The organism is Microbacterium sp. EYE_78 (assembly GCF_023149035.1).
Taxonomy (GTDB): Bacteria; Actinomycetota; Actinomycetes; order Actinomycetales; family Microbacteriaceae; genus Microbacterium.
In genome coordinates this window covers 107134-132343 of record NZ_JAHXMY010000002.1, presented here as the reverse complement: position 1 = coordinate 132343, position 25210 = coordinate 107134, and the positions used below count along the sequence as shown (strand labels likewise).

Below are 25210 nucleotides of genomic sequence, written 5' to 3'. Positions count from 1 at the left end.
TGACATGAGCCACCGCGACGGCATGACCAAGACCTCCTCCGGGTTCTTCGTCTCGCAAGAAGCCCCGATCCACACCGACGACCCGGTGCAGACCCCCACCTCCCCCGCCCCCGACATCCTGCGCTGCGCGTACATGGACCTGGTCGTCACCGACCTCGCGGCATCCCGCCAGTTCTACGTCGACATCCTGGGACTCCACGTCACCGAGGAGGACGACGAGGTCATCTACCTGCGCTCGACCGAGGAGTTCATCCACCACAACCTCGTACTGCGGAAGGGTCCCGTCGCCGCCGTCGCCGCGTTCTCGTACCGCGTCCGCACGCCCGAAGACCTCGACCGGGCGGTCGCGTTCTACGAGGAGATCGGATGCCGCGTCGAGCGCCGCACCGAGGGGTTCACGAAGGGCATCGGCGACTCGGTGCGCGTCGAGGACCCGCTCGGCTTCCCGTACGAGTTCTTCCACCAGAGCGAGCACGTGGAGCGGTTGTCGTGGCGGTACGACCTGCAGATCCCCGGCGAGCTCGTGCGCCTCGACCACTTCAACCAGGTGACGCCCGACGTCCCGCGCGCGGTGCGCCACTACCAGGACCTGGGGTTCCGGGTGACCGAGGACATCCAGGACGAGGACGGCACGGTCTACGCGGCGTGGATGCGGCGGAAGCCCACCGTGCACGACACCGCCGCGACCGGCGGCGACGGCCCGCGCATGCACCACGTCGCCTTCGCGACGCATGAGAAGCACAACATCCTCGCGATCTGCGACAAGCTCGGCGCCCTGCGACGCTCTGACGCGATCGAGCGCGGGCCGGGCCGTCACGGCGTCTCGAACGCGTTCTACCTCTACCTCCGCGACCCCGACGGCCACCGTGTGGAGATCTACACGCAGGACTACTACACCGGCGACCCCGACAACCCCGTGGTCACGTGGGACGTGCACGACAACCAGCGCCGCGACTTCTGGGGCAACCCCGTGGTCCCGTCCTGGTACACCGAGGCATCCCTCGTCCTCGATCTCGACGGCAACCCGCAGCCGGTCCGCACCCGCGCGCACCGCAGCGAGATGGCGGTCACGATCGGCGCCGACGGCTTCTCGTACACCCGCAAGGGCGACGACGAGGCGATGCCGTCGTGGAAGCAGGGCGAGTACAAGCTGGGGAACCAGCTCTGATGCTGTCCGACGACGACGTCTCGCGCATCGCCGACGAGCTCGCCGAGGCCGACCGCACGCACGGCGTCATCCCGCGGATCACCACCCGCTACCCGCAGGCGACGGTCGAGGACTCCTACGCCATCCAGGGCGTCTGGCGCGACCGGATGATCGCGTCGGGCCGGCGTCTCGTCGGCCGCAAGATCGGGCTGACCTCGAAGGCGATGCAGCAGGCGACCGGGATCACGGAGCCCGACTACGGGGTCATGTTCGACGACACCGTCTACCGGTCGGGCGACAGCATCCCCGTCGACCACTTCTCGAATGTGCGGATCGAGGTCGAGCTGGCCTTCGTGCTGGCGAGGCCCCTCGAGGGCCCCGACTGCACGCTCGAGGACGCCCTCGAGGCGATCGACCACGCCGTGCCCGCGCTCGAGGTGCTGAACTCGCACATCGAGCTCGAGGGGCGGACGATCGTCGACACGATCAGCGACAACGCCGCGTACGGGGCGATGGTCCTCGGCACGGAGCATCGACGCCCCGACGAGATCGACCTGCGCTGGGTGCCGGGGGTGCTGTCGCGGAACGGCGAGATCGAAGAAACCGGGGTGGCCCAGGGCGTCCTCGGCCACCCCGCGACGGGCGTCGCCTGGCTCGCCAACAAGATCCACCAGCACGGTGCGCGGCTCGAGGCGGGCGAGATCATCCTCGCGGGCTCGTTCACGCGACCGATGTGGGTGTCGCGGGGCGACGAGGTGCGCTGCGACTATGGGCCGATGGGAGTCATCGAATGCCGTTTCATCTGAACCCGACGTTCCGGGAGGCGCTGGCGGATGCCGACCGTCCCCTCGCCGGCATGTGGGTGTGCTCCGGGTCGCCGCTGGTCGCAGAGATCTGCGCGGGCGCGGGCCTCGACTGGCTGCTCATCGACATGGAGCACTCGCCGAACGGGCTCGAGTCGGTGCTCGCCCAGCTGCAGGCCGTCGCCGCCGCCCCCGTGACGGCGGTCGTCCGCGTGCCGATCGGTGACGTCGTGACGATCAAGCAGGTGCTCGACCTCGGCGCGCAGAACATCCTCGTGCCGATGGTCGACACGGCCGCGCAGGCGGCGGAGCTCGTCGAAGCCGTGCGGTACCCGCCGCGCGGACGCCGCGGGGTCGGGTCCGCCCTCGCCCGCTCGGCTCGCTGGAACCGCGTCGAGGACTACCTCGCCGGCGCCGACCGGCACGTCTCGCTGTTCGTGCAGGTCGAGACGACCGCAGGCGTGCGCAACGCCGCCGAGATCGCCTCGGTCGACGGTGTGGACGGCGTCTTCGTCGGGCCGAGCGACCTGGCGGCGTCGATGGGCCTGCTCGGCGCGCAGACGCATCCCGACGTCGTCGCCGCCGTCCTCGAGGCGTTCGCCGCGGTGCGCGGCACGGGCACGCCCGTCGGGGTCAACGCGTTCGATCCGGCTGCCGCGCAGCGGTACCTCGACGAGGGGGCGTCGTTCGTGCTCGTCGGCGCCGACGTCACCCTCCTCGCCCGCGGCTCCGAGGCGCTCGCGGCGCGATGGGTCGAGCCGCGCGGCTGACGCCCCGGCGGTCGGGCGTCGTCAGCGGGCGGCGTCCCACCACGCGAGCACCCGCAGCGCGAGGAAGGTGAGCCATCGCGAGGGCTGCCCTTCCGGCGCATCGATCTCGAACCAGCGTCGCCCCTCGAGGCGCCGGTCCTGGTGCCAGGTGCCGTCGGCCTGCCTGCGCTCGCGCACCAGCCCGACCGCATCGGCAAGGCGTTCGTCCGGGGCCGCTCCCTCGAGCAGCGAGACGTCGCGGAAGTGGTCGAGCGCCGCGAGCGCGCTGTAGCGATACCGGTTCGGGAAGACGAACTCCCGGACGAAGGGCGCGACCGGCTCCCCGGTCGACAGCCGGTACAGCAGACGCCGCTCCAGCAGGTACCCTTCGCCCCGATGCCTGCTCGCCCGCAGCCTCGTGTCGCCGGTCGACCGCTCCCACGCGAGCATGCCGCGGACCGCACCCAGCGTCGAGTGGAACGAGCCGCGCATGGAGTCGCCCTCCTCAGCCTCGCAGTTCCAGCCGCCGTCGGCGAGCTGGTGCTCGGGGAACCACCGCACGAGCCGTGACACATCGGCATCCAGCCAGGCCCCGGCGGCCAGCGTGTAGGAGTTGATGCAGACATCGACCTCGCCGCCCCAATAGGGCATGTCCTCGTACTCCCAGCGGCTGTGCCGGTCCAGCTGCTGCGCGGTGCCCTCGAGGGCGGATGCCGGGGCACCCCATTCCCGCAGGTCCTTCAGCACCCAGGTGGTCGCCGTCCACGGCTGGCCCGGCATCTCCGCCTCGGGGCTGCCGAAGAAGTTCGCGGGGAAGAACGCCCCGCCCTCCCACTGGCCGTCCTGGCCCTGCTGTGCGAGGAGCGCCGCACCGAAGCCCTCCGTCGCGACCCGTCGGCGGGTCTCCTGCCAGGTGTCCGCGTCGGCACCGGCGAGGTCTCGTTCGACCTGCCAGCGCAGCGCCGGATCCGAGTCGAGCAGCCACGCGAGGATCGCCGGGTCGGTCGTCATTCGACCATCCTCGCGCGGGCCTCGGACGGGGGCCAGACCGCGCGTCGAGCCCGCCTCACCGTGCAGCGAGCATCTCCCCGTAGCCGTCCTCGAACGTCGGGTAGGCCAGGCCGCCCAGCACCGTCCGGAGCCGCGATCCGTCCAGGACCGTCCCTCGGCGCTCCGCCGCCTCCGCTCGAGGCGGCACCGGCACGCCGAGCCGCTCGGCGAGGAAGGCGACGACCTCGCCGAGGGTGGCCGGCCGCTCGTCCGCGCCGAGCAGCAGCTGGGGCGGGTCGGCGGCATCGAGCAGTGCGAGGATCGCCCGCACGACGTCGGTCTCGTGCAGGCGGTTGGTCCGCCGATCGTGGTCGACGGGTTCGCCTTCGAGCACCTGCCGGATGAGCCGGTCCCGCCCGGGGCCGTAGATCCCCGCGGGACGCAGGACGCTCGCTCCCAGCAGCTCCACGGCGCGCGCCTCGCCCGCCACGAGCTGGCGGGCGCGCTCGCTGCGCGGTCGGGGCTCGTCGTCCTCGGTGAGGGGATGCCCGTCCGTGTGCCCCTCGAACACCCGAGTCGACGAGACGAACACCGTCCGCGCGGCCGGGACGGGCAGGGCGCGCGCGACGTGCGCGACGGCGTCGGCGAGGAACGAGGGCTCCGCGCCCGGCGGCAGGGTGAACACGACCGCATCCACCGCGGGAAGGGGGTCGGCGAGGGGCGCGCCCACGTCGGCCACGACGTGCGACGACGCCGGATCGGATGCCGGCGAGCGCCGGAGCGTCACGGCCTCGGCGCCACCGCTCCGGAGGGCCGCGGCCACCCGCGACCCGATGCGTCCGGAACCGACCAGCAGGGTGCGCGCGGGGATCATCCCGCCATCCTCTCAATCCCCGCCGATGACGGGCGTGTAACAAAGCGACGCCGCCGCACCCCCGGCATCCCCTCGCGCGCGACAATGGTGCCGGAGCCCGGCGCACCGCATCCCGAGCACCACCCGATCCCCGCTCCGAGCACCCTCGGCCGCTTCCCGGAGGCACCATGTCCCGTCGTCCCGCCCTGCGCACCGCCGTCGCCGCATCCGCCGCGGCCTTCGCCCTCCTCTTCGCCGGCTGCGCGACGAACGCACCCGCCGGTGGGTCGTCCGCCGAGGCGACGGATGCCGCGCCCTCCCCCGACGACTACGTCACCCCCGGCAAGCTCACGATCGCCACCGGCGAGACGGCGTACGAGCCCTACGTCATCGACGACGACCCCGCCTCGGGCGAGGGGTTCGAGGCCGCGGTCGCCTACGCCGTCGCGGACAAGCTGGGCTTCGCCGAGGGCGACGTCGAGTGGGTCCGTACGAGCTTCGACGCGGCGATCGCGCCCGGCCCCAAGAGCTTCGACTTCAACGTCCAGCAGTACACGATCACCGACGAGCGCAAGCAGGGTGTCGACTTCTCGTCGCCCTACTACTCCGCCAGCCAGTCCCTCATCGCCCTGAAGGGCGGCGCGGCTGACGGCGTCACCGACCTCGACGGACTGAAGGACATCACGATCGGCGCGATGGCGAACAGCACCAGCGCACTCACGCTGGACGCCCTGGACCTCGGGCTCGAGCCGAAGCTCTACAACTCCAACGAGGACGCGACCGCCGCCCTGAGCGCCGGTCAGGTCGACGCCGTCGTCCTCGACACCCCGACCGCCTACGTCGCGGTCAACTTCTACATCGAGGACTCGTTCTTCGTCGGCGAGCTGCCGAAGTCGGGCATCGAGGACCAGTGGGGCCTGCTGCTCGCGAAGGACTCGCCGCTGACGCCCGCCGTCAGCGCGGCCGTCGACGAGCTCCGCGAGGACGGCACGCTCGCCGACCTGGAAGAGGAGTGGCTGTCGGGTCTCACGGAGGGCGTGACCGAGCTGCAGTGAGGGCGCGCTAGCGTCGATCCGTGACCACCCGCATCCCGAGCGAGCTCGAGCTCGACCGTCGCGCCTATCGGCGCGGCCGCGAGCGACGATCCGTGCTGATCGCCATCGTCTCGACCCTCGCCTTCGCGGCGGTCGTGTGGCTGACGGTCATCAACACGGAGGGCTGGTCGAAGGTCCAGCAGAGCTTCTTCGACCCCGCCGTCGCGCTGCAGGCGCTGCCGAAGGTGTGGGACGGCTTCCTCGTCAACCTGACGGTGCTGGGGATCTCGATCTTCACCGTCGGCGGAGTCGCCCTCCTCATCGCGCTGCTGCGCACCCTGCGGGGCCCGGTGTTCTTCCCGGTGCGGATGCTGGCTGCCGGGTACACCGACCTCTTCCGCGGACTCCCGTTCATCATCGTGCTGTACCTGGTCGGGTTCGGCCTGCCGACGGTCGTCGGCGAGCGGATCGACGAGCTCTTCCTCGGCGTGCTCGCCGTGACCCTCACCTATTCGTCCTACGTCGCCGAGGTGATCCGCGCGGGGATCGAGTCCGTGCACCCCTCACAGCGGCTCGCGGCCCGCGCCCTGGGGCTCAGCCACGTGCAGACCCTCCGGCGGGTGGTCCTCCCCCAGGCCCTCCGCAAGATGACGCCGGCGCTCATGAACGACTTCATCTCGATGCAGAAGGACGTGGGACTCATCTCGATCATCGCCGGCATCGACGCGATCGCCGCCGCAAGGTCCGTGACCGCCACGACCTACAACTTCACGCCGTACGTCGTCGCCGGCATCCTCTTCATCCTGCTCGCGATCCCCACGATCCGCCTCGCGGACTGGTACACGGCGCGGCTGCGCGAGCGCGAGCAGACGGGATCGGTGCTGTGAGCGACGTCCTGACGCCGTCGGTGCTGCGGGCGACCGGCATCCACAAGTCCTTCGGCGACCGCGAGGTACTGCAGGGGGTCGACGTCTCGCTCGCCGCGCACGAGGTGGTCGCGCTCATCGGCGCGAGCGGATCGGGCAAATCGACGCTGCTGCGGTGCCTGGGGCTGCTCGAGCCCATCGACGATGGGCAGATCTTCCTCAGCGACGAGGACATCTCCGACCCCCGCGTCGACGGCAACCGCGTGCGCGCGCGGATGGGTGCCGTGTTCCAGAGCTTCAACCTGTTCCCGCACCTGTCGGTGCTCGACAACGTCACGCTCGCGTCCCGCGTGGTGCACCGGATGCCGCGGCGCGACGCCGAGGCCCGCGCAGTGGACCTGCTGGCCAGGGTCGGACTCGCCGACAAGGCGAAGGACCACCCCGACCGGCTGTCAGGCGGTCAGCAGCAGCGCGTCGCGATCGCCCGCGCGATCGCGACGGACCCCGAGGTGCTCCTGCTCGACGAGATCACCTCGGCGCTCGATCCGGAGCTCGTCGGCGAGGTCCTCGAGCTCGTCCGCGACCTCGCGTCGGAAGGCGCGACGATCCTCATGGCGACGCACGAGATGGCGTTCGCCCGCGACGTCGCCGACCGCGTCGTCTTCCTCGACGCCGGCACGATCGTCGAGCAGGGCCCGCCGTCGGCCGTGCTGCGGCATCCGCGTGAGGAGCGCACCCGCGCGTTCCTCGCGCGCTTCACCGCCTGACGGCGGAGCGCGCCCGCAGGGTCAGGGTGCGTGCACCGGCGGGCAAGCGATCGCCGGTGCACTCGGACGACACTGGAGTGATCCTCGAGGAGACTGCCATGACCCACACCGACGCGCCCGACCACCCGGGCGGCAATCCCGACCTGATCCCGCTGCGCGCCGTCCCCGCGACGCCGCGGCATCCGCTCGACCCGCTCACCGCCGACGAGATCAGCCGCGCCCGCGAGATCCTCGTCGAGGCGGGGCTCCTCGCCGAGACCGTGCGCGTGCCGATGCTCCTCCCCGACGAGCCCGACAAGTCCGAGCTCGCGACCTGGACCGAGGGCTCCCCCTTCGACCGGCTGGTGGACGCCACGCTGCTCGACACCGCGACCGGGGACGTGGTCGAGGCGATCGTGTCGGTGACGGCTGGCAGGGTCGTCTCGCAGCGGCGCCACGACACGACGGCCGCGCCGTACGGGCAGCCGCAGTACCTGTTCGAGGAGTATGAGCGGGCCGCCGAGATCGTCAAGGCATCCCCGGAGTGGCGGGCGGCGATGACGCGACGCGGGCTGGCCGACCGGTGCGACCTCGCCTTCTGCTCGCCGCTCGCGCCCGGTTTCGTGGGGCGCGAGAACGAGGTCGGCCGCCGCGTGATCCGCTCCCTCACCTTCCTTCGCGACAGCGAGGACGACGTCGCCTGGGCCCACCCCGTCGAAGGCCTCATCGTCCACGTCGACCTCATCGAGAACCGCGTGATCGGGATCGAGGACGAGGGCGATGTCCCCGTCCCGAGCGGCTCGGGCAAGTACACCCCGGATGCCGTGGGCCCGGCGCGCGAGTCGCTGCGCCCGATCGAGATCGCGCAGCCCGACGGTCCGAGCTTCTCGGTGCAGGGGTCGCTCGTCGATTGGGAGGACTGGTCGATGCGCGTGGACTTCAACGCGCGCGAGGGACTCGTCCTCCACGACATCCGCTTCGCCGGCCGGTCGGTGCTCAGTCGCGCGAGCATCCCCGAGATGGTGGTGCCCTACGGCGACACCTCGCCGACCCGGTTCTGGATCAGCTACTTCGACGCGGGCGAGTACCTGCTCGGCAAGAACGCGAACCACCTCGAGCTCGGCTGCGACTGCCTCGGCGTCATCCGCTACTTCGACGGGCATGTGGCCGACGATCACGGTCATCCGGTGCGCATCCCCAACGTCGTGTGCATGCACGAGGAGGACTACGGCGTGCTGTGGAAGCACACCGAGCCCGGCCCGGTCGGCGGGCAGGTGCGCCGGTCGCGACGGCTCGTCGTCTCGTACTTCTCCACCATCGGCAACTACGACTACGGCTTCTTCTGGTACTTCTACCTGGACGGTTCGATCCAGGTCGAGGCGAAGGCGACCGGCATCGTGTTCGTGGGAGCGGGCGTGCCGGGATCGACGAATCCCCACGCGCCCGAGATCGCCCCCGGCGTCTTCGCCCCCGTCCACCAGCACCTCTTCAGCGCCCGCCTCGACGTGGCGGTGGACGGCGAGGACAACCGCCTCGTCGAGGTGGATGCCGCGCGCATCCCGATGGGCGAGCAGAACCCCTTCGGCAACGCGTTCTCGTGGACGGAGACACCGCTGCGCACCGAGCGCGAGGCGCAGCGCGAAGCGGACTCCTCCGTCGCGCGCGTCTGGGAGGTCCGATCGGCATCGAGGGTGAACCGGCTCGGCAAGCCCACCGCCTACCACCTGCTCCCCGAGCCGACCGCACTGCTCATGGCGGACCCGGCCTCGACGGTGGCCGCGCGGGCGGCCTTTGCCACCAAGCACCTCTGGGCGACGGCCTTCGACCGCGATGAGCGGTGGCCGGCGGGCCGGTACCCGAACGCCCACCAGGGCGGCGGCGGCCTGCCCGCCTACACCGCCGATGACCGCTCGATCGACGGCGAGGACATCGTCCTCTGGCACACCTTCGGGCTCACGCACATTCCACGACCCGAGGACTGGCCCGTCATGCCGGTGGACTACGCCGGCTTCTGGCTGAAGCCGTACGGCTTCATGGACGTGAACCCCGCGATGGACGTCCCGGAGTCGAGCCAGGCGCACGCCGAGCGGAGCGCCGACGGCGGCTGCGGACAGGGCGACGCCTGCACCTGCGGTCACTGACGCACGAGAGAGGGGCGGATGCCGGGTCGCGAGGCCCGGCATCCGCCCCTTCTTCTGCCCTCAGACGGCTGCGAGCTCGTCGAAGCGCTCCAGGTCGCCCGACAGCCGCGCGTAGACCTCGGGGCGGCGCGACTTCAGGTAGGCGGCGTAGGCGACGCCGCCGACGAGTGCCGCGACGAGCAGCCACGGCAAGAGCCGGACGTACAGCGCCTCGCTGCCCGCGACCAGCGTGAAGTTCGCGATCGCCATCGCGCTGAAGACGGCGAGCGCGACGAACCCGGCGGCGGGGGCGATGAGCGTGCTCCACAGGCGCGGATCCCGCCGCCGACGGAAGTGCACGACGATGGCGAGCGCCGCGATCGCCTGGACGATCATGACCGCGAGGGTTCCGAAGCCGAGCCCCACCGGCACGAGGGTCAGCACCGGGGGAAGCGGATTGCCCTCGGGGTCGGTCTCGACCACGAGGGCGAAGACGCCCGCCACGACGACAGCGAAGAGGAAGTTGGCTGCGAGCGCGCGCTGGGGCGCACCCTGCGCGTTGGTCGCCGCCAGCCAGCGCGGCAGGACACCGGCCCGACCGAGCGCGAAGAGGTAGCGCGCCGCCGAGTTGTGGAAGGCGAGCTGGGCGGCGAAGAGGCTGACCACGAGGAGGACGAGGGAGATCGCGCCGACGACCGGGCCCAGGTAGGTGTCGATGAGCATCAGCGTGAGGTCTCCCGCCGCGAGGTGATCGAGTGCCGCGGTCTGCGCGTCCCGGACGCCCAGCGCCGAGACGATCGCCCAGCCGACGACGGCGTGCATGACGCCGATGATGATGATGGCCGCGAACGTCGCACGAGGGATCGTCTTGCGCGGCTCGCGCGCCTCCTCGCCGAACAGCGCCGTCGCCTCGAACCCGATGAACGCCGTCGCCACGAGCAGGAGGGCGATCCAGATCGAACCGCCGGCGAGGACCTCGGGGCCGAGCGCCAGGGTGAAGGCCTCGATCGAGAAGCCGGTCTGGATCAGGACCGAGACGGCGAAGGCGATGAGGATGAGGACCTCGAGGACGAGTGCGACGCCCAGGACGGCGGCACTGACGTGAATGCCGGACAGCGCCAGCAGGAACACGATCACGAAGAGGACGACGGCGGCGAGGAACCAGTGCACCTCGATGCCGGTGAGCGCGGGGAGGACGACCACGCCGGTGAAGAACCCCAGCGTCCCGAGTGCTCCCGCGACGAAGAAGTTGTAGCCCAGCGTGGCGATGATGCCGGTGACGAGGCCCGCCGCGCGACCGAGGCCCTTCACGGCGATCGCGTAGAAGCCGCCCGCATTGACGAGCTCCTTCGTCATCTGGGCGTACCCCACGGCGAACAGCAGCAGCGCCGCCGCCACCGCGATGACGGCGACGGGGATGCCGCCGCCGTTGCCGAAGGCGATCGCCAGCGGGAGGACGACGATCGCGACGGTGAGCGGTGCGACCGCTGCCAGGACGAGGAAGACGATCGCCGGGACGCCGAGGCGGTTCGAGGCGAGGGTGTCGGGTGCGGAGGTCATGCCGCTCTCCTTCGGGTCGGGTGCCCCGATTCTGGCGGTGCGTCCGTGCCGCCGTCGCTCCCCTGCGTGCGGTCCGCTTGACGGTCAGCGCACGGTCGGCCCGGTCACATGCCGGCGCGGGCGAACGCCGTCGTCGGGAGGTCGACGCTGGTCGCACCGCCGTCGATCGGGAGGACCGCACCGGAGATGTACGACGCCCGCGCCGAGGCGAGGAACACGATGGCCTCAGCCACCTCGGCCGGGTCCGCGGGCCGCGCCAGCGGGACGTCCGCCGTCACCGCCCGGTAGGCGTCGTCACGGCCGGCGAGCCCTGCCGCTGCCGCGAACTCGTCCATCTCCGCGTCGGCCATCGGGGTGCGCACCCAGCCGGGGCAGACGACGTTGGCTCGGACTCCGTCCACGCCGTAGTCGCGGGCGATCGACCGGGTGAGACCGATGAGGGCGTGCTTCGCGGTCGTGTACCCGGCGGTGCTCGGCCCCGCCGCGAGCCCCGCCAGGGACGACACGACGACGATCGAGCCGCGGGAGGCACGCAGCGCCGCGAGCGCCGCCCGGGTGAAGACGAAGGCCGAATCCAGGTTGGCGCGGAGCGCTGCCGCCCAGTCGTCGTCGGTCGTGTCGGCGAGCGCGGCGAACCCGTGGCCGCCGGCATTGGCGACGACCGCGTCGAGCCGCCCGAACTGCTCGAGCACGCGTGCGACTGCGTCGTCGGCGCTCGGGCCGTCCGCGGCATCCGCGACGACGGCGAGACCGCCGACGGTGTCGGCCACGGCGTCGAGAGGCGCGCGACGGCGGCCGATGACGGCCACGCGCCACCCCGCTCGGGCGAACAGCGTCGCCGTCGCCGCGCCGATGCCCGTGCCGCCGCCGGTGATGGCGACGACCGGCTGCTCCCGCGCGGCCGTCACGACCGGACCCGGAGTCCGTCGAGGATCTGCCCGACGGCGCCGACGAGGCGTTCGACCGAGTCGGGATCGTGCGCCGCGGCGATCCCGGCGTCCCGGAGGCTCGAGGAGAGAAGGATCGCGAGCGATGCGGGATCGGCGTCCGCCCGGATCTCGCCGGCGTCACGGGCGGCGCCCAGCTCCGCGTCGAGGCGCGCACGGTAGCCCTGCGTCCCTGCCCCGCCTCCGTCGCGGAACCCGACGAGCGCCGGCCCGGAGAGCGAGTAGAAGCGGCCCAGGGTGGGCGAGGCGGAGAACTCGATCATCGTGCGCGCGTAGGCGAGGATGCGCTCCGACCAGGTCGAGGCGGATGCCGCGGCTCCGCTCGCGCGGAGGAGGAGGTCCTGCCCCGCCCGGTCGTACGCGGCGCGCAGGACGCCGTCGCGGCCGTCGGGGAAATGGGCGTACACGGTCGCGCGGGCGAGCCCGGCCTCGTCGACCAGCCGCTCGATCGTGACCGCCTCGACCCCGTCGGCCTCGATCAGGCGGATGGCGGCCTCGACGAGGTCCTCCTGCGTCCGCCGACGTCGTCGTTCGCGGGCGGTGGGGGGCGTGTCGACGATGCTCATGCGGGTCCGATCAGAATCTGAGTCTGGAAAGTAGAATCAGAGTATGGCAAGGTGTCCTCACTGTCCATGATGGGAGCCCACGGATGCATCTCGAGACCGCGCACGAGCTCGCGCGAGCTGCCCTCGACCGGTTCGGCCTCGATGCCGCAGCGCCGCTCCGGTTCGTGAAGTACCGCGAGAACCATGTCTTCCGCGCGGACGACCCTGCCGGGCCCTTCGCTGTGCGCCTGCACCGCCCGGGGTACCGGGACGAGGCCGAGATCCGAACCGAACTCGAGTACGTCCGCACCCTCCGCGCGGCCGGTGTCCCGGTACCGGTCCTGCTGCGGACGATAGACGACGAGCCCTTCGCGCGCGTCGGCGCAGGAGACGATGCGCGCCTCGCATCGGTGCAGCGGTGGGTCGAGGATGCCGCGCCGTTCGGCGACATCGCCGACGCCCTGTCGGGGGCCCACGACCCCGACGAGGCGGCGTTCGCGCGGATCGGCGCACTCCTCGGCCGCCTGCACGGCGCCGGCGACGAGGTCGGCATGCCCGCGGGATTCCAGCGATCCGCCTGGGATGCGGCGGGCCTCGTGGGGCCGTCCGCGCTCTGGGGCGAAGCGACGCTCCTGGGGAGCCTGACCTCCCGCGACCGATCCCTCCTCCGGCGCGCGACGACCGAGCTCGACGGGCGCCTGCGGTCGCTCCCCATGGGCGCAGCGGATTTCGGCGTCGTGCACGCGGACGCCACACCCGAGAACATCCTCGTCACGCGGGACGGACTCGTCCTCATCGACTTCGACGACTTCGGGACGGGCTGGTACGCCTTCGATCTCGTGACCGCGGTGTTCCACCACGCCCGCAATCCTCGCTACCCCGACTTCGAGCGGGCCATCAGAACGGGCTACGAGACCGAGCGCCCGCTCACCGACTCGTCGCTCGGCGCGTGGGACGATCTCATGCTCGCCCGGGGCCTCACCTATCTCGGCTGGGCGGCGGCGCGTTCCGGCGACCCGGCCGCCGCGTTCATCGCCGCCGTCGTCGCTCCCTTCGTCCTCACCGCCGCCGAGGACGCACTCGACGGCCGACCCGCCCCGTGGCGTCGCCACCCCTCCCTGCAGGAGCACACATGACCTCCGATCTCCTCACCCGCCGACACGCCACCATCGGTCGCCACTCGCCCCTGTTCTACGACCAGCCCGTGCACATCGTGTCGGCGTCGGGCGTGTGGTTGACCGACGCGGACGGGCGGCACTACCTCGACGCCTACAACAACGTGCCCCACGTCGGCCACACCCACCCCCGTGTCGTGGAGGCCCTGCATCGCCAGGCTCAGACACTGAACGTGCACACGCGCTACCTCAACGAGAAGATCCTCGACTACGCCGAGGCGCTCATCGCGCGGTTCGAGCCCGAGCTGGACCGCGTGCTCTTCGCCAACAGCGGCTCCGAGGCGAACGAACTCGCCTTTCGGATCGCGATGCAGCACACCGGTGCCCGAGGCATCCTCGTCACGGACTTCAGCTATCACGGCAACACGTCGCTGCTCGCCGGTGCGACGACCGGACTCCTCACCCACGAAGGCCTCGCCGAGCATGTCCGCGCCTTCCGCGTGCCCGACCTCGACACGGATCGGCGCGAGCCGGCCGTCGTGCGGGACGAGGCGCTGGCGGCAGTGGACCACGCCCTCGCCGATCTCCGCCGCGCAGGGCACGGCGTCTCGGCCGTCATCCTGGAGTCGATCTTCTCGACCGAGGGGATGCCGCGGGTGCCCGCCGGCTTCGTCGAGGGTGTCGCCGCGCGCGTCCGTGCCGCCGGCGGCCTGGTGATCGGCGACGAGGTGCAGGCGGGGCTCGGACGGACCGGTCGCACCTTCTGGGGGTACCAGCGGTACGCGCTGCTTCCCGACCTCGTCACCCTCGGCAAACCGCTGGGCAACGGGCATCCGCTCGCCGCCGTGATCACCACCGCCGACCTCCTCGAGGAGTTCGGATCGCGCAACGAGTACTTCAACACCTTCGCCGGCAACCCGGTCTCGTCGGCGGTCGGGCTCGAAGTGCTGCACGTGATCGACGACGAGGAGCTGTTCCCGCGTGCAGGGCGGCTCGGCGCCGTGGTCCGCGCGCACCTGGGCGAGCTGGTCGCCTCGGACGCCCGCCTCGGACCGATCAAGGGCGACGGGCTGTTCTTCGGCTTCCAGGTGTTCGCCGATGCGGAGCAGACGAATCCGGATGCCGCGACCACCCGCCTGCTCGTCGAAGCCGTGAAGCGACGCGGTGTGCTGCTCAGCAGGATCGGCCCGACCGGGTCGGTGCTGAAGATCCGACCGCCGCTCGCCTTCGACGACGAGCACGTGCCCGTGCTGATCCGCGCCCTCCGCGGGGGGCTCGACGAGGTGCGTTCCTGAGCGCCCTCGGGCGTCGGCATGACGGGCGGATGATCCAGCCGGCATCCGTCACACGTCGGTAGCCTCACCGAAATACGGACGCGGCACGATGGATGCACCCCCGCCGCCAGTCTCAATGAACGGTGCTAAGGTGACCCGAACCCGTACCCGGCAATCGTTTCACGACGGAGTGAGAGCGATGAACACCCGATCCCCGTACCAGTCCGCCGCCTTCGACAGCGTCCTCGACCTCGCGCCGTTCCGGCACGCCGTCGGCGAGGCGGTCGTCTCGCTCGACGTGCGCGCCGCCGACCCCGAGACCTTCCGCGGAGCGCTGCGCGGCCAGGCGGCCGGCGACGTCCACGTCCTCACGATCGCCGCCTCGGCGCACTCCGTGCACCGCACCGAGTCCCTCATCCGCGCCGCGTCGCAGCACTACTTCAAGTTCACGCTGCTCGAAGCCGGCACCGGCATGATCGTCCAGGACGGGCGCGAGAGCGCGCTGACAGCGGGCGACATGACCTTCTACGACACCGACCGCCCGTACTCGCTGCTCTACGGCGACGATTCGCGGCTCTCGGTCGTCATGTTCCCCAAAGACCTGCTCTCGCTCCCGTCCGACCAGCTGGGTCGCCTCACCGCCACGCGCCTCGGCGCGGACTCGGCGGTGGGCTCCCTGGTCCGCCCCTACCTCGCCTCCCTCAGCGAGCGGGTCCGCGACCTCGATCCGCACACGGCCCGTCGTCTGTCGCGGACGGCGGTCGAGATGGTCGCCACGCTCGTCGAGGAGGGCATGGGGTCGCTGACCGCCGCGTCCGGCCACGACGGACTGCGCCGCCGCGTCCTGGACTACATCGACGAGCACCTGTCCTCCCCCGACCTCAGCCCGCCCTCGATCGCCGCCGCGCACTACATTTCGGTGCGCCACCTCCACGGGCTCTTCAACGACCAGGGCACGACCGTGTCGACGGTCATCCGCAATCGGCGCCTCGAGCGCTGCTACGACGAGCTCATCGACCCCTCCGCAGCGGACCGGTCGGTCACCTCGATCGCCCTCGCCAACGGCTTCGTCGACGCCGCGCACTTCAGCCGCACGTTCCGCGCGCACTACGGCCTGCCGCCGAGCGGCATCCGCCCGCGCCGGCCCTGAGCGCGGACGGGCGGAGCCGATGCTCAGGCGGCGGCGAGCCGCCGTGCCCGAGCTGCCGCCAGCCGCACCCGCAGCACATGGGTCATCGAGCTGAGCCCGATGGCGGCGACGAGCGCGACACCGCTTGCCACCGCCTGCCAGAACGTGGTCACCCCGAGCAGCACCAGCGAGTTGTTGAGCGCGCCGTAGAAGAGCACGCCGACGATGACGCCGAAGATCCCGCCCTCTCCGCCGGTGAGCGCCACTCCCCCGAGGAGGACCGCGGTGAGCACCACGAGCTCGAAGCCCGCGCCGATCTGCCCGGCGGGTGCGCTGTTCAGCCGCGCGACGACGATGGTTCCGGCGAAGCCCGCCATCGCCCCCGACAGACCGAAGAGCCAGAACGGCAGCACTTTGACGCGCACGCCCGACAGGTAGGCGGCCTCGCGGTTGACGCCGATCGCGAAGACGTGGCGGCCCGCGGGGGTGAGGGAGAGGAACACGGCGGCGATCATGAGGACGGCGGCGGCGATCCAGACGGAGAACGGGATGCCGGCCAGGGTGCCGACGCCGAGCAGCCCGAACTGGTCGCCGAAGTTGTTGCGCGGGACGGGGCTCACCAGCTGCGCGACGCCCCGGACCGCGGTCAGGGTGCCGAGGGTCGTGATGAAGGAGTTGAGGCCCAGGACGACGACCACGAACGCGTTGATGAGTCCGACCGCGGCGCCGGCGAGGATCGCGAGGAGCACGGCGAGCGCCGGATTGCCCGCCCCCTTGTCCATGACGAGCGAAGCCACGACGCCCCCGAGGGCGAGGGTCGAGCCCACGGACAGGTCGATGTACCCCGCGATCAGCAGCATCGCGACCGGGACGGCGACGATCGCGATGACGGCGCTGTCCTGCAGGATGCCGCGGATGTTGGACCATCCGAAGAACGCATCGGTGGCGAGCTGCACACCCACCACCAGGACGATGAGGATGACCAGGAGCGGCGTGCGGACGACGCTCTCGAGGAGGGCGGAGGGAAGTCGGCGGAGGATCATGTCAGTGCCCTTCGGAGGCGTCGAGGATGCGGGTCTCGGGAGTGGTGCGGTGGACCGCGGCCAGCAGGCGGTCGGCGGTGGTATCGGCGACGATGTGCTCTTCGACGATGCGACCGCGCGAGAAGATGAGACAGCGGTGCGCGAGGTCGATGACCTCCTCGGGCTCGTTGGTGGCGACGACGACGCCGACGCCGCGGTCCGCGGCGAGCCGCTTCACCGCGTCGTAGATGTCCTTGCGAGCGCCCACGTCGACGCCCTGGGTCGGATCGTCGAGCAGGACGACGCGCGTGCGCGCCGCGTCGTTGACCCACCGCCCGAGCAGGATCTTCTGCTGGTTGCCGCCGCTGAACCGGCCCGCGGGGAGGGCGGGTTCGTGGGGGCGGAGGGCGAGCGAGGCGGCCACGCGGTCGAAGACGCCCCGCTCGGCGCGCGCCGAGCGGAAGCCGCCCCGGCCCAGCCTGCTCGAGGCTTCGACGATCGTGTTCTCCGCCGCCCCCAGCGCCGCGAAGAGCCCTTCCCGGGCCCGATCGCCGGGGACCAGCGCGATCCCGCCGCACAGCGCCTGGCGAGGCGAAGTGGCGTTGCGGGGCACACCGTCGACGCTGACCGTGCCCGCCGTGCGGGGCAGCCTGCCGAAGACGGTGCCGAACAGCCGCGACCGACCCGATCCGACGAGTCCGTAGCAGGCGACGATCTCGCCGGGTGCGACGCTCAGGTCGATGGGGCCGAGTCCCGGGCCCGTCAGACCGCGGACGGCGAGCGCCGCCTCGGCATCCCGACGCGGCGGCGCCGGCGACGCGTGCGCGCCGGCATGTCCGTCGCTGATGGCGGCGACCAGCGAGTCCCGCGTGATCTCGGCCCGATTCGCGATCCAGACGGCGCGGCCGTTGCGCAGCACCGTCGCCCGATCGGCGAGCTTCAGCACCTCGCCGAGCAGGTGGGTGACGTAGAGGATCGCGATCCCGCGACCGGCGAGCTCACGGATGAGGTCCCCCAGCCGCGACGCTTCATCCTTCGAGAGCGCGGCGGTCGGCTCGTCGAGGATCAGCAGTCGAGCGTCGCGCTGGAGCACTTTGGCGATCTCGACCATCTGACGCTGGCCGATGGGGAGGGCGCCGAGGCGCATGTCCGGGTCGATGCCGTGCGCGCCGATGCGGTCCAGCGCGGCGCGCGCCCGGTCGCGCTGGGCGCCCCGCCGGATGAGACCGGCGCGCGTCCGCTCCTGGCCGAGGAACAGGTTCTCCGCGACGGTCAGGTTGTCCACGACGCTCAGGTGCTGGTAGATCACCGCCACGCCCGCGCCGATCGACTCCCGCGGCGAGAGCGCCGCGTACGAGCGACCGTCGACGACCATCTCGCCGGCCGTCGGGGAGGTCCCCCCTCCGAGACAGCCGATGACGGTCGACTTCCCGGCGCCGTTGTGGCCGAGGAGGGCGTGGATCTCGCCGTCGGCGAGGTCGAGATCCACGTCGTCGAGGGCGAGCGTGGCGCCGTAGCGCTTGGTGAGTCCGCGGACGGTGACCGGCATGGGCTGCTTCCGTTCAAGGGGCGGGTCGGCGGGCGGGATCGCGGGGGTGGATGCCGGCGGCATCCACCCCCGCCGGTTCAGCCGCCCAGCTCGGTGATGTACTGGTCGAGCTCGGGGGTGTCGACGGTCACGAGCTCGACCGGCAGGTCAACGCTCGCGTCCGTGTCCCCCGTGCCGAGGGCCAGGGGGATGTCGATCACCTGGGAGACGAGCTCCTCGAGCGAGAAGTAGGTCGCGGCGCGGAAGAAGCCGCCGTCGCGCATCTTCTGCAGGAGGTAGACGTTGGGGTCGAGGCCGCCCACGTAGGTCTGCGCGTCGTCCTCCGCGCGCCCGGACTCGACGAGCGCCTGGTAGGCGCCCTGGGCGGCGTCGCCGACCGCCGACACGACCACGTTGACGTCGGGATGCTGCGCGAGCAGCGTCGTCGTCGCCGAGAGCCCGTCGTCGGGCGTGACCGCCTGCTGCTGCGCGACGATCTCGAGGTCGGGTCCGTTCTCCTCCAGGCCGTCGAGCAGTCCCTGCGTCCGCTCGGCGCCGATCTGGCGCTCGGTCTCGCTGAGCACGATGACCTTCGCGTCATCGCCGACGTTCTCGAGCGCCCACTCCGCGGCATCCTTCCCGAGGTCGTAGCCGGACTGGTAGAAGCTGAACTGCAGCGTCGCGTCCTGGTTCTCCATGTCGCCGCCGTAGGTGACCCAGTACTTGCCCGCGGCCCGGTACTGGGCCGCGATGGACTCGAGGCTGGCGGGGTCGACGGGGAACGACACCACGGCGTCGACGTCGCTCGTCAGGTTCGTGGTCAGCTGGCTGACCTGCTTCTGCAGGTCCATCTCGTCGTTCGTGAAGACGACCTCGACCCCGGCCTCGGCGGCACGCTTCTCGACGATGCCGACGATCGCGCCGTAGACCGGCAGCGCGGTGAAGGGGTAGTCGAACAGGATCTTGTCGACCTCGCCGCGCTCGGGCGGCGCGCTCGAGGGCGCCGACCCGGCGTCGTCGGCGGTGGTGGTGCTGCAGCCGGCGAGGACCAGGCCACCGATGAGGGCGGTGGCGACCGCCGCGGTGCGGATGCTGCGCTTCATGATGCTCCTTGTGTCAGGTGGTGCGGGTGTCGGGACGGATGATGCTCAATCGGTGGGACGGGTGTAGACGAGGTCGCCGGCGAACCAGGTCTCGACGGCGTGGGTGCGGACGAGCCGGTCGCTCGGCACGGCGAAGGGATCCTGGTCGAGGACGACGAAATCGGCCGACAGTCCGGGGGCGATCGACCCGGTCTCGTCGCCGAGACCCATCGCCTCGGCGGCACCGCGCGAGAAGGCCGTGAGCGCCTCGTCGAGAGTGATCGCCTGCTCGGCCCAGAGTGTTCCCGGGGCCCGGCCGAGTGGATCGGCCCGGGTGACGAGGCCCTGGATGCCCTCCCACGGGTTCGGGGACTCGCCGACCGGCCAGTCCGAACCGCCGAACACGTGGACGCCGAGGTCGATGAGGTCGCGCACGGGGTGCATCTGCGTCGCCTCGGGCTGCGCGCGGACGGCGGCGATCGCGTCGGGGATCACGCCGGGGAACCAGAGGTACGGCGACATGTCGTTCGACACGGCGAGCCGCACCATCCGCCGGCGGTCGTCGGGGTGGATGAACTGGCCGTGGGCGATCTGGTACCGGACGCCGTCGTGTCCCGCGTCACGGACGGCCTCGATCGCGTCCAGCGCGACTCGCACCGAGGCGTCGCCGGTGCAGTGGATCTTCGCCCCGAGTCCCTGCGCCGCGGTGCGCAGCAGCCAGGCCTCGAGCTCATCGGGCGCCATGGTGGTCGTCCCGCAGTGGGCGTGTCCATGCTCCTCGTCCGCCAGGTACGGCGTGAGGAACGCCGCCGTCTGCGTGGGAGGGATGCCGTCGAGGGCGACCTTCACGAAATCGGGGCGGTGATGACGGGTGCGGAACTCCTCGCGCCGGGCTACGAGCTCGTCGCCGTGCGGCGTGTTCGCGAAGAGGAACTCGCTCGACAACAGTGACGACACCACCCATGCGTGCAGGTCGCCGCCCTCATCGAGGTCCCGCAGGGCGCACATGATCTCGACGGTCGCCGCAGCATCCTGGAAGGCGGTCACGCCGTACGAGTGCAGGATCTGGATCGCGCGGGCGCTCGCCTGGCGCGAGCGCTCCGGAGTGCGCGGCTGCTGCGCGTCGACCGCTTCGGTCACCGCGATCGTCGCCGACTCCATGAGGAGCCCGCTCGGCTTCCCTGTGTCCGGGTCGCGCACGATCCTGCCGTGGTCGGGATCAGGGGTGTCGTCGCCGATCCCGGCGGCCGCGAGCGCGGCGGTGTTCGCGAACTTGTTGTGGTGACTGTCGTCCGTGAGGACGACGGGGCGCCCGCCGGCGGCGTCGTCGATGCGCCGCCTCGCCTCCTCGCGCGAGAAATCCTCGAGCAGCACGCTGCCGAACATCTCCCCCACGACCCACTCGTCCGGGCCCAATCCCTCCGCGTAGGAGCGCACGGCCTCGACGACCTCATCGAAGCCGGCCGTCGGTGCGAAACGGAGCTGGAAGAGGTCGCCCTCCCCCGCGATGAGGTGGTGGGCGTGGCCGTCGACCAGCCCGGGGACGACGGCAGCGCCGCCGAGGTCCCGTACCACCGTGGCGTCGCCGATGAACGGGGCCACATCGGCATCGCTGCCGACCGCGACGAACCTCCCCTCGCGCACGGCGAAGGCCGTGGCGCGGGAGTGGTCGGCATCCACGGTGTGGACGACGGCACCGGTGATGACGAGATCGGCGTGACTCATGGTTCCTCCTGCCCGAGCGGGTGATCAGCGACGGCGGCTGATGAGCAATGCTGAGTGCGTCGCACACGGCCGGCTTGCTCCGAGGCGCAGCGGCATTGACGGTCGATGCAGGGCGATCCGGGTGTGCACCGGCGGTCAACCGCCCTGCGCCCGAGGTCAACCCGGCCCCCGGTGAGCCGACGGAGGATGGCGACACCGCCGTCACCGATCGAGGAGGATCCCATGACCGACAGCGCGACCACCGGCATCCTGGATGCCGTCACCGTGCCCGAAGGCGAGGGGCGGCCGATCCCGGACGCCGCGACTCGCGAGGTCATCGGGCACGCGCCCGTCCACACCGTGGCCGACCTCGATCGAGCGGTCGATGCGGCGCGCGCAGCCCAGCCGTCGTGGAACGCCCTCGGTCACGCCGAGCGCGCCCGGCTGCTCCACGAGATCGCCGACGACATCGAGGCGCACGCGGACGAGCTCGCCGAGCTGCTCTCGCGCGAGCAGGGCAAGCCCCTGAACGGCCCCAACGCCCGCTTCGAGGTCGGGGCCTGCGCAGCGTGGACGCGGAGCGCGGCAGACATCGCCCTCGAGCCCGAGGTCGTCTTCGAGGACGGCCCCGCCCGCGCCGAGGTCCACTACGACGCCCTCGGCGTGGTCGGCGCGATCAGCCCGTGGAACTGGCCGATGATGATCGCCGTCTGGCAGATCGCGCCGTCGCTGCGCATGGGCAACACGGTGGTGTCCAAGCCGAGCGAGTACACGCCGCTGTCGGTGCTGGCACTGGTCGAGGTCTTCAATCGGCACCTGCCGCCCGGAGTCCTCACCGCGATCTCCGGCGACCGCGAGGTCGGCGCGGCGATCGCCGCGCACCCGGGTTTCGACAAGATCATGTTCACCGGCTCGACGGCCACCGGCCGCCGCATCGTGGAGTCCTCGGCGAACAACCTCGCCCGGCTCACCCTCGAGCTCGGCGGCAACGACGCGGGTATCGTCCTGCCCGGCACGGATGTCGCGGCCATCGCCGAAACGCTGTTCTGGGGTATCTTCATCAACACCGGCCAGACCTGCGCGTCGCTCAAGCGCCTCTACGTGCACGACTCGCTGTACGACGAGGTCGTCGACGCACTCGCGGGCCTCGCACGACAGATGCCGATGGGCGCGGGCCTCAGCGAGGAAAACGTGCTCGGACCGCTGCAGAACGAGAAGCAGTTCGACATCGTCACGCGACTCGTGGACGACGCCCGCGCGCGAGGAGCCCGCATCGTGACCGGCGGCGAGCCCGCCCCCGAACTCGGTCCGCTGTTCTACCGCCCGACGGTCGTCGCCGACATCGAGGACGGCGCCCCCCTCGTCGACGAGGAGCAGTTCGGTCCCGCGATCCCGGTGATCCGCTATGCGGACGTCGACGACGCCGTCGCGCGGGCCAACGCGTCCGAGCAGGGGCTCGGGGCATCCGTCTGGTCCGCTGACCCGGACGCCGCCGTGGACGTGGCGAAGCGCCTGCAGGCGGGCACCGTGTGGATCAACAACCACGGCGCCATCAACCCGTTCGTGCCCTTCGGCGGGGTGAAGGCGTCCGGATACGGCCAGGAGTTCGGCGCCGCCGGCCTGAAGGCGGTGGCCGCCCCGAAGGTGATCAGCCGCTGAGCGGACCGCGGTGGGCGGCGCGCGTCAGTCGCGCAGGCCCGCCGCGCGCTCGGCGACCTCGACCACGTTCGTCATCAGCAGCGCGACGGTCATCGGACCGACGCCGCCGGGGTTCGGCGAGACCCACCCGGCGACCTCCGCGACATCCGGATGGACGTCGCCGTAGACGCGGCTCTTGCCGGTCTCCGGGTCGTCCTCGCGGGTGACGCCGACGTCCAGCACGGCGGCGCCGGGCTTCACGTGCTCGGCGGTGACGATGTGCTTCACACCCGCCGCCGCGACGATGACGTCGGCCTCGCGCAGGTGCGCGCCGAGGTCGGTCGTGCCGGTGTGGGTGAGGGTGACGGTCGCGTTGACTTCGCGGCGCGTGAGCAGCAGGCCGATCGAGCGGCCGATCGTGACGCCGCGGCCGACGACGACGACGTGCTTGCCCGTCAGGTCGTACCCGTTTCGCAGCAGGAGTTCGATGACGCCGCGCGGCGTGCACGGCAGCGGCGACGTGATCGGGCTGTTGACGTTCAGCACCAGGCGACCGAGATTCGTCGGGTGGAGACCGTCGGCATCCTTCTCCGGATCGATGCGCTCCAGGATGCGGTCGGTGTCGAGGTGCTTCGGCAGCGGGAGCTGCACGATGTAGCCGTGGCAGGCGGGGTCGTCGTTGAGCTCGTCGATCAGCGCCTCGACCTGCTCCTGCGTGGCGTCAGCCGGGAGCTCGCGCTGGATCGAGTTCATGCCGATGGCCTCGGACTGGCGGTGCTTCATCCCGACGTACAGCTGGGATGCCGGGTCCGCCCCGACGAGCACGGTGGCGATCCCGGGCGTCACGCCGTGCTCCTTCAGCACGGCGACGCGCTCGGCGAGCTCGGTCTTGATCGCGGCCGAGGCCGCCTTGCCGTCGAGGATCCGAGCGGTCACGATGTCTCCTGTCGTCGCCCCTCGACCGCGAGACTGCACCGGGAGCTCGAGACTGCGGTCCAAGACCGCTGTCTCGAGGCGTGCGTGCAGTCTCGCGGGCGGAGGAGGGGCCGGATGCCGGGGGTCACTGCTGGAGGCCGGGGTACAGCGGGAACGCGTCGGCGAGCGTGGCGACGCGGGCGCGGAGGGCTTCGAGGTCGGCGCCGGGCTGCAGCGCGAGCGCGATGACGTCGGCGACCTCGGTGAACTCGGCGTCGCCGAAGCCGCGGGTCGCGAGCGCGGGCGTGCCGATGCGCAGGCCCGAGGTGACCATCGGGGGGCGCGGGTCGTTCGGCACCGCGTTGCGGTTGACGGTGATCCGGATCTCGTGGAGGAGGTCCTCGGCCTGCTTGCCGTCGATCGCCGCGTCTCGCAGGTCGACGAGGACGAGGTGCACGTCGGTGCCGCCGGAGCGGACCGAGATGCCGGCATCCTTCACGTCCTGCTGCGAGAGCCGGTCGGCGAGGATCGCCGCGCCCGAGACGGTGCGCTGCTGGCGCTCCTTGAAGGCCTCGGATGCCGCGAGCTTGAACGCGGTCGCCTTCGCGGCGATCACGTGCATGAGCGGGCCGCCCTGCTGACCCGGGAAGACGGCCGAGTTGATCTTCTTCGCGATGTCGGCGTCGTTCGTGAGGATGAAGCCCGAGCGGGGGCCGCCGATCGTCTTGTGCACCGTCGAGCTGACCACGTGCGCGTGCGGGACCGGCGAGGGGTGGAGGCCCGCCGCGACGAGACCGGCGAAGTGCGCCATGTCGACCCAGAGGAGCGCCCCGACCTCGTCGGCGATCGCGCGGAACGCGGCGAAGTCGAGCTGCCGCGGGTAGGCCGACCACCCGGCGATGATGACCTTCGGCTTGTGCTCGATCGCGAGGCGGCGGACCTCGTCCATGTCGACGAGCGAGGTCTCGGCGTCGACGCCGTACGCGACGATGTCGTAGAGGCGGCCGGAGAAGTTGATCTTCATGCCGTGGGTCAGGTGGCCGCCGTGGTCGAGCGACAGGCCGAGCAGGGTGTCACCGGGGCGGGCGATCGCGTGGAGGACCGCGGCGTTCGCCGAGGCACCGGAGTGCGGCTGGACGTTGGCGAACTCGGCGCCGAACAGTGCCTTGGCGCGCTCGATGGCGAGCTCCTCGGCGACGTCGACGACCTCACAGCCGCCGTAGTAGCGACGGCCGGGGTAGCCCTCGGCGTACTTGTTCGTGAGGACGGAGCCCTGCGACTGCAGCACCGAGACGGGAACGAAGTTCTCGGAGGCGATCATCTCGAGGAACCCGCGCTGGCGGTCGAGCTCGCGCTCGAGCACATCGGCGATCTCGGGATCGACCTCGGAGAGGGGGGCGTTGAACAGCGAATCGGTCATGACGATCTCCTGACGACGGCTTT

The 25210-nt window shown here is 71.5% G+C and carries 22 protein-coding genes; 11 read left to right on the top strand and 11 right to left on the bottom strand.

Translation table 11 applies throughout. The annotated features are described in order from the left end of the window. Window positions 1-4: 4 nt before the first annotated feature. Genes hpaD through KZX17_RS07660 form a run of 3 tightly spaced genes read left to right on the top strand, consistent with a single transcriptional unit; the run spans window position 5 to window position 2720 of the window. Window positions 5-1168: a 3,4-dihydroxyphenylacetate 2,3-dioxygenase gene (gene hpaD, locus KZX17_RS07670; protein ID WP_248171796.1), complete on the top strand. Its 1164-nt coding sequence runs from the start codon at window positions 5-7 to the stop codon at window positions 1166-1168. Continuing rightward, window positions 1168-1953, top strand: a complete 786-nt coding sequence (locus KZX17_RS07665) for a 2-keto-4-pentenoate hydratase (protein WP_248171795.1) — start codon at window positions 1168-1170, stop codon at window positions 1951-1953. The genes hpaD and KZX17_RS07665 overlap by 1 nt, the downstream gene beginning before the upstream one ends. After that, complete coding sequence (locus KZX17_RS07660) at window positions 1938-2720, top strand: HpcH/HpaI aldolase/citrate lyase family protein (protein ID WP_248171794.1); 783 nt, start codon at window positions 1938-1940, stop codon at window positions 2718-2720. The genes KZX17_RS07665 and KZX17_RS07660 overlap by 16 nt, the downstream gene beginning before the upstream one ends. Before the next feature lie 21 nt (window positions 2721-2741). On the opposite strand, the gene KZX17_RS07655 is transcribed toward KZX17_RS07660, so the two are convergent. After that, the gene (locus tag KZX17_RS07655; protein WP_248171793.1) at window positions 2742-3710 is read right to left on the bottom strand and encodes a squalene cyclase; all 969 of its coding nucleotides are present in this window, start codon (window positions 3708-3710) and stop codon (window positions 2742-2744) included. 55 nt (window positions 3711-3765) lie between these two features. Further along, window positions 3766-4563, bottom strand: coding sequence for a sugar nucleotide-binding protein (locus KZX17_RS07650; RefSeq protein WP_248171792.1), 798 nt, complete (start codon window positions 4561-4563; stop codon window positions 3766-3768). 167 nt (window positions 4564-4730) lie between these two features. On the opposite strand from KZX17_RS07650, the gene KZX17_RS07645 reads away from it, so the two are divergent. The 4 genes from KZX17_RS07645 (at window position 4731) to KZX17_RS07630 (ending at window position 9329) form a co-directional block, all read left to right on the top strand. Beyond that, complete coding sequence (locus tag KZX17_RS07645; protein ID WP_282443656.1) at window positions 4731-5597, top strand: transporter substrate-binding domain-containing protein; 867 nt, start codon at window positions 4731-4733, stop codon at window positions 5595-5597. 20 nt (window positions 5598-5617) lie between these two features. Beyond that, window positions 5618-6463, top strand: a complete 846-nt coding sequence (locus KZX17_RS07640; protein WP_248171791.1) for an amino acid ABC transporter permease — start codon at window positions 5618-5620, stop codon at window positions 6461-6463. Then, window positions 6460-7209, top strand: a complete 750-nt coding sequence (locus KZX17_RS07635) for an amino acid ABC transporter ATP-binding protein (protein WP_248171790.1) — start codon at window positions 6460-6462, stop codon at window positions 7207-7209. The genes KZX17_RS07640 and KZX17_RS07635 overlap by 4 nt, the downstream gene beginning before the upstream one ends. A 98-nt stretch (window positions 7210-7307) precedes the next feature. Continuing rightward, entirely contained in the window at window positions 7308-9329 is a 2022-nt protein-coding gene (locus KZX17_RS07630) for a primary-amine oxidase (RefSeq protein ID WP_248171789.1), read from the top strand. Between the two features lie 60 nt (window positions 9330-9389). Here the strand turns inward: KZX17_RS07630 and KZX17_RS07625 are convergent, their stop codons facing one another. The 3 genes from KZX17_RS07625 to KZX17_RS07615 all read right to left on the bottom strand — a co-directional run bounded on the left by KZX17_RS07625 (window position 9390) and on the right by KZX17_RS07615 (window position 12381). Then, window positions 9390-10868 carry an APC family permease gene (locus tag KZX17_RS07625; protein WP_248171788.1) on the bottom strand — a complete coding sequence of 493 codons (1479 nt, stop codon included), beginning with the start codon at window positions 10866-10868 and terminating at the stop codon, window positions 9390-9392. Window positions 10869-10972: 104 nt separating this feature from the next. After that, window positions 10973-11776 carry an SDR family oxidoreductase gene (locus tag KZX17_RS07620; RefSeq protein WP_248171787.1) on the bottom strand — a complete coding sequence of 268 codons (804 nt, stop codon included), beginning with the start codon at window positions 11774-11776 and terminating at the stop codon, window positions 10973-10975. Next, the gene (locus tag KZX17_RS07615; protein WP_248171786.1) at window positions 11773-12381 is read right to left on the bottom strand and encodes a TetR/AcrR family transcriptional regulator; all 609 of its coding nucleotides are present in this window, start codon (window positions 12379-12381) and stop codon (window positions 11773-11775) included. Before KZX17_RS07615 ends, KZX17_RS07620 begins: the two co-directional genes overlap by 4 nt. 83 nt (window positions 12382-12464) lie before the next feature. On the opposite strand from KZX17_RS07615, the gene KZX17_RS07610 reads away from it, so the two are divergent. From KZX17_RS07610 to KZX17_RS07600, 3 genes are all read left to right on the top strand, one after another. Continuing rightward, a complete protein-coding gene (locus KZX17_RS07610) occupies window positions 12465-13496 on the top strand; it encodes a phosphotransferase enzyme family protein (protein WP_248171785.1) in 1032 nt (343 codons plus the stop codon). After that, the gene (locus tag KZX17_RS07605; protein WP_248171784.1) at window positions 13493-14770 is read left to right on the top strand and encodes an aspartate aminotransferase family protein; all 1278 of its coding nucleotides are present in this window, start codon (window positions 13493-13495) and stop codon (window positions 14768-14770) included. Before KZX17_RS07610 ends, KZX17_RS07605 begins: the two co-directional genes overlap by 4 nt. A 178-nt stretch (window positions 14771-14948) precedes the next feature. After that, a complete protein-coding gene (locus KZX17_RS07600) occupies window positions 14949-15899 on the top strand; it encodes a helix-turn-helix domain-containing protein (RefSeq protein WP_248171783.1) in 951 nt (316 codons plus the stop codon). A gap of 23 nt (window positions 15900-15922) precedes the next feature. Here KZX17_RS07600 and KZX17_RS07595 read toward each other — a convergent pair whose 3' ends face one another. From KZX17_RS07595 to KZX17_RS07580, 4 genes are all read right to left on the bottom strand, one after another. Next, the gene (locus KZX17_RS07595) at window positions 15923-16921 is read right to left on the bottom strand and encodes an ABC transporter permease (RefSeq protein WP_248171782.1); all 999 of its coding nucleotides are present in this window, start codon (window positions 16919-16921) and stop codon (window positions 15923-15925) included. A 1-nt stretch (window position 16922) separates the two neighbouring features. Then, window positions 16923-18449, bottom strand: a complete 1527-nt coding sequence (locus tag KZX17_RS07590) for a sugar ABC transporter ATP-binding protein (protein ID WP_248171781.1) — start codon at window positions 18447-18449, stop codon at window positions 16923-16925. Window positions 18450-18526: 77 nt separating this feature from the next. Beyond that, window positions 18527-19531: a sugar ABC transporter substrate-binding protein gene (locus tag KZX17_RS07585; RefSeq protein WP_248171780.1), complete on the bottom strand. Its 1005-nt coding sequence runs from the start codon at window positions 19529-19531 to the stop codon at window positions 18527-18529. Window positions 19532-19576: 45 nt separating this feature from the next. Beyond that, complete coding sequence (locus tag KZX17_RS07580) at window positions 19577-21235, bottom strand: amidohydrolase (protein WP_248171779.1); 1659 nt, start codon at window positions 21233-21235, stop codon at window positions 19577-19579. A 222-nt stretch (window positions 21236-21457) separates the two neighbouring features. On the opposite strand from KZX17_RS07580, the gene KZX17_RS07575 reads away from it, so the two are divergent. After that, window positions 21458-22873, top strand: a complete 1416-nt coding sequence (locus KZX17_RS07575) for an aldehyde dehydrogenase family protein (protein ID WP_248171778.1) — start codon at window positions 21458-21460, stop codon at window positions 22871-22873. A gap of 24 nt (window positions 22874-22897) precedes the next feature. Here the strand turns inward: KZX17_RS07575 and KZX17_RS07570 are convergent, their stop codons facing one another. Continuing rightward, entirely contained in the window at window positions 22898-23788 is an 891-nt protein-coding gene (locus KZX17_RS07570) for a bifunctional methylenetetrahydrofolate dehydrogenase/methenyltetrahydrofolate cyclohydrolase (RefSeq protein ID WP_248171777.1), read from the bottom strand. Window positions 23789-23912: 124 nt separating this feature from the next. Then, on the bottom strand, window positions 23913-25187 hold the full coding sequence (glyA, locus tag KZX17_RS07565; RefSeq protein WP_248171776.1) for a serine hydroxymethyltransferase: 1275 nt from the start codon (window positions 25185-25187) through the stop codon (window positions 23913-23915). Window positions 25188-25210: the final 23 nt, after the last annotated feature.

What these genes read in the sequence shown, in the direction of transcription:
- hpaD (WP_248171796.1), top strand. Translation starts at nt 5, where the DNA reads ATGAGCCACCGCGACGGCATGACCAAGACCTCCTCCGGGTTCTTCGTC.
- KZX17_RS07665 (WP_248171795.1), top strand. Translation starts at nt 1,168, where the DNA reads ATGCTGTCCGACGACGACGTCTCGCGCATCGCCGACGAGCTCGCCGAG.
- KZX17_RS07660 (WP_248171794.1), top strand. Translation starts at nt 1,938, where the DNA reads ATGCCGTTTCATCTGAACCCGACGTTCCGGGAGGCGCTGGCGGATGCC.
- KZX17_RS07655 (WP_248171793.1), bottom strand. Translation starts at nt 3,710, where the DNA reads ATGACGACCGACCCGGCGATCCTCGCGTGGCTGCTCGACTCGGATCCG.
- KZX17_RS07650 (WP_248171792.1), bottom strand. Translation starts at nt 4,563, where the DNA reads ATGATCCCCGCGCGCACCCTGCTGGTCGGTTCCGGACGCATCGGGTCG.
- KZX17_RS07645 (WP_282443656.1), top strand. Translation starts at nt 4,731, where the DNA reads ATGTCCCGTCGTCCCGCCCTGCGCACCGCCGTCGCCGCATCCGCCGCG.
- KZX17_RS07630 (WP_248171789.1), top strand. Translation starts at nt 7,308, where the DNA reads ATGACCCACACCGACGCGCCCGACCACCCGGGCGGCAATCCCGACCTG.
- KZX17_RS07625 (WP_248171788.1), bottom strand. Translation starts at nt 10,868, where the DNA reads ATGACCTCCGCACCCGACACCCTCGCCTCGAACCGCCTCGGCGTCCCG.
- KZX17_RS07615 (WP_248171786.1), bottom strand. Translation starts at nt 12,381, where the DNA reads ATGAGCATCGTCGACACGCCCCCCACCGCCCGCGAACGACGACGTCGG.
- KZX17_RS07610 (WP_248171785.1), top strand. Translation starts at nt 12,465, where the DNA reads ATGCATCTCGAGACCGCGCACGAGCTCGCGCGAGCTGCCCTCGACCGG.
- KZX17_RS07605 (WP_248171784.1), top strand. Translation starts at nt 13,493, where the DNA reads ATGACCTCCGATCTCCTCACCCGCCGACACGCCACCATCGGTCGCCAC.
- KZX17_RS07600 (WP_248171783.1), top strand. Translation starts at nt 14,949, where the DNA reads ATGAACACCCGATCCCCGTACCAGTCCGCCGCCTTCGACAGCGTCCTC.
- KZX17_RS07595 (WP_248171782.1), bottom strand. Translation starts at nt 16,921, where the DNA reads ATGATCCTCCGCCGACTTCCCTCCGCCCTCCTCGAGAGCGTCGTCCGC.
- KZX17_RS07590 (WP_248171781.1), bottom strand. Translation starts at nt 18,449, where the DNA reads ATGCCGGTCACCGTCCGCGGACTCACCAAGCGCTACGGCGCCACGCTC.
- KZX17_RS07585 (WP_248171780.1), bottom strand. Translation starts at nt 19,531, where the DNA reads ATGAAGCGCAGCATCCGCACCGCGGCGGTCGCCACCGCCCTCATCGGT.
- KZX17_RS07580 (WP_248171779.1), bottom strand. Translation starts at nt 21,235, where the DNA reads ATGAGTCACGCCGATCTCGTCATCACCGGTGCCGTCGTCCACACCGTG.
- KZX17_RS07575 (WP_248171778.1), top strand. Translation starts at nt 21,458, where the DNA reads ATGACCGACAGCGCGACCACCGGCATCCTGGATGCCGTCACCGTGCCC.
- glyA (WP_248171776.1), bottom strand. Translation starts at nt 25,187, where the DNA reads ATGACCGATTCGCTGTTCAACGCCCCCCTCTCCGAGGTCGATCCCGAG.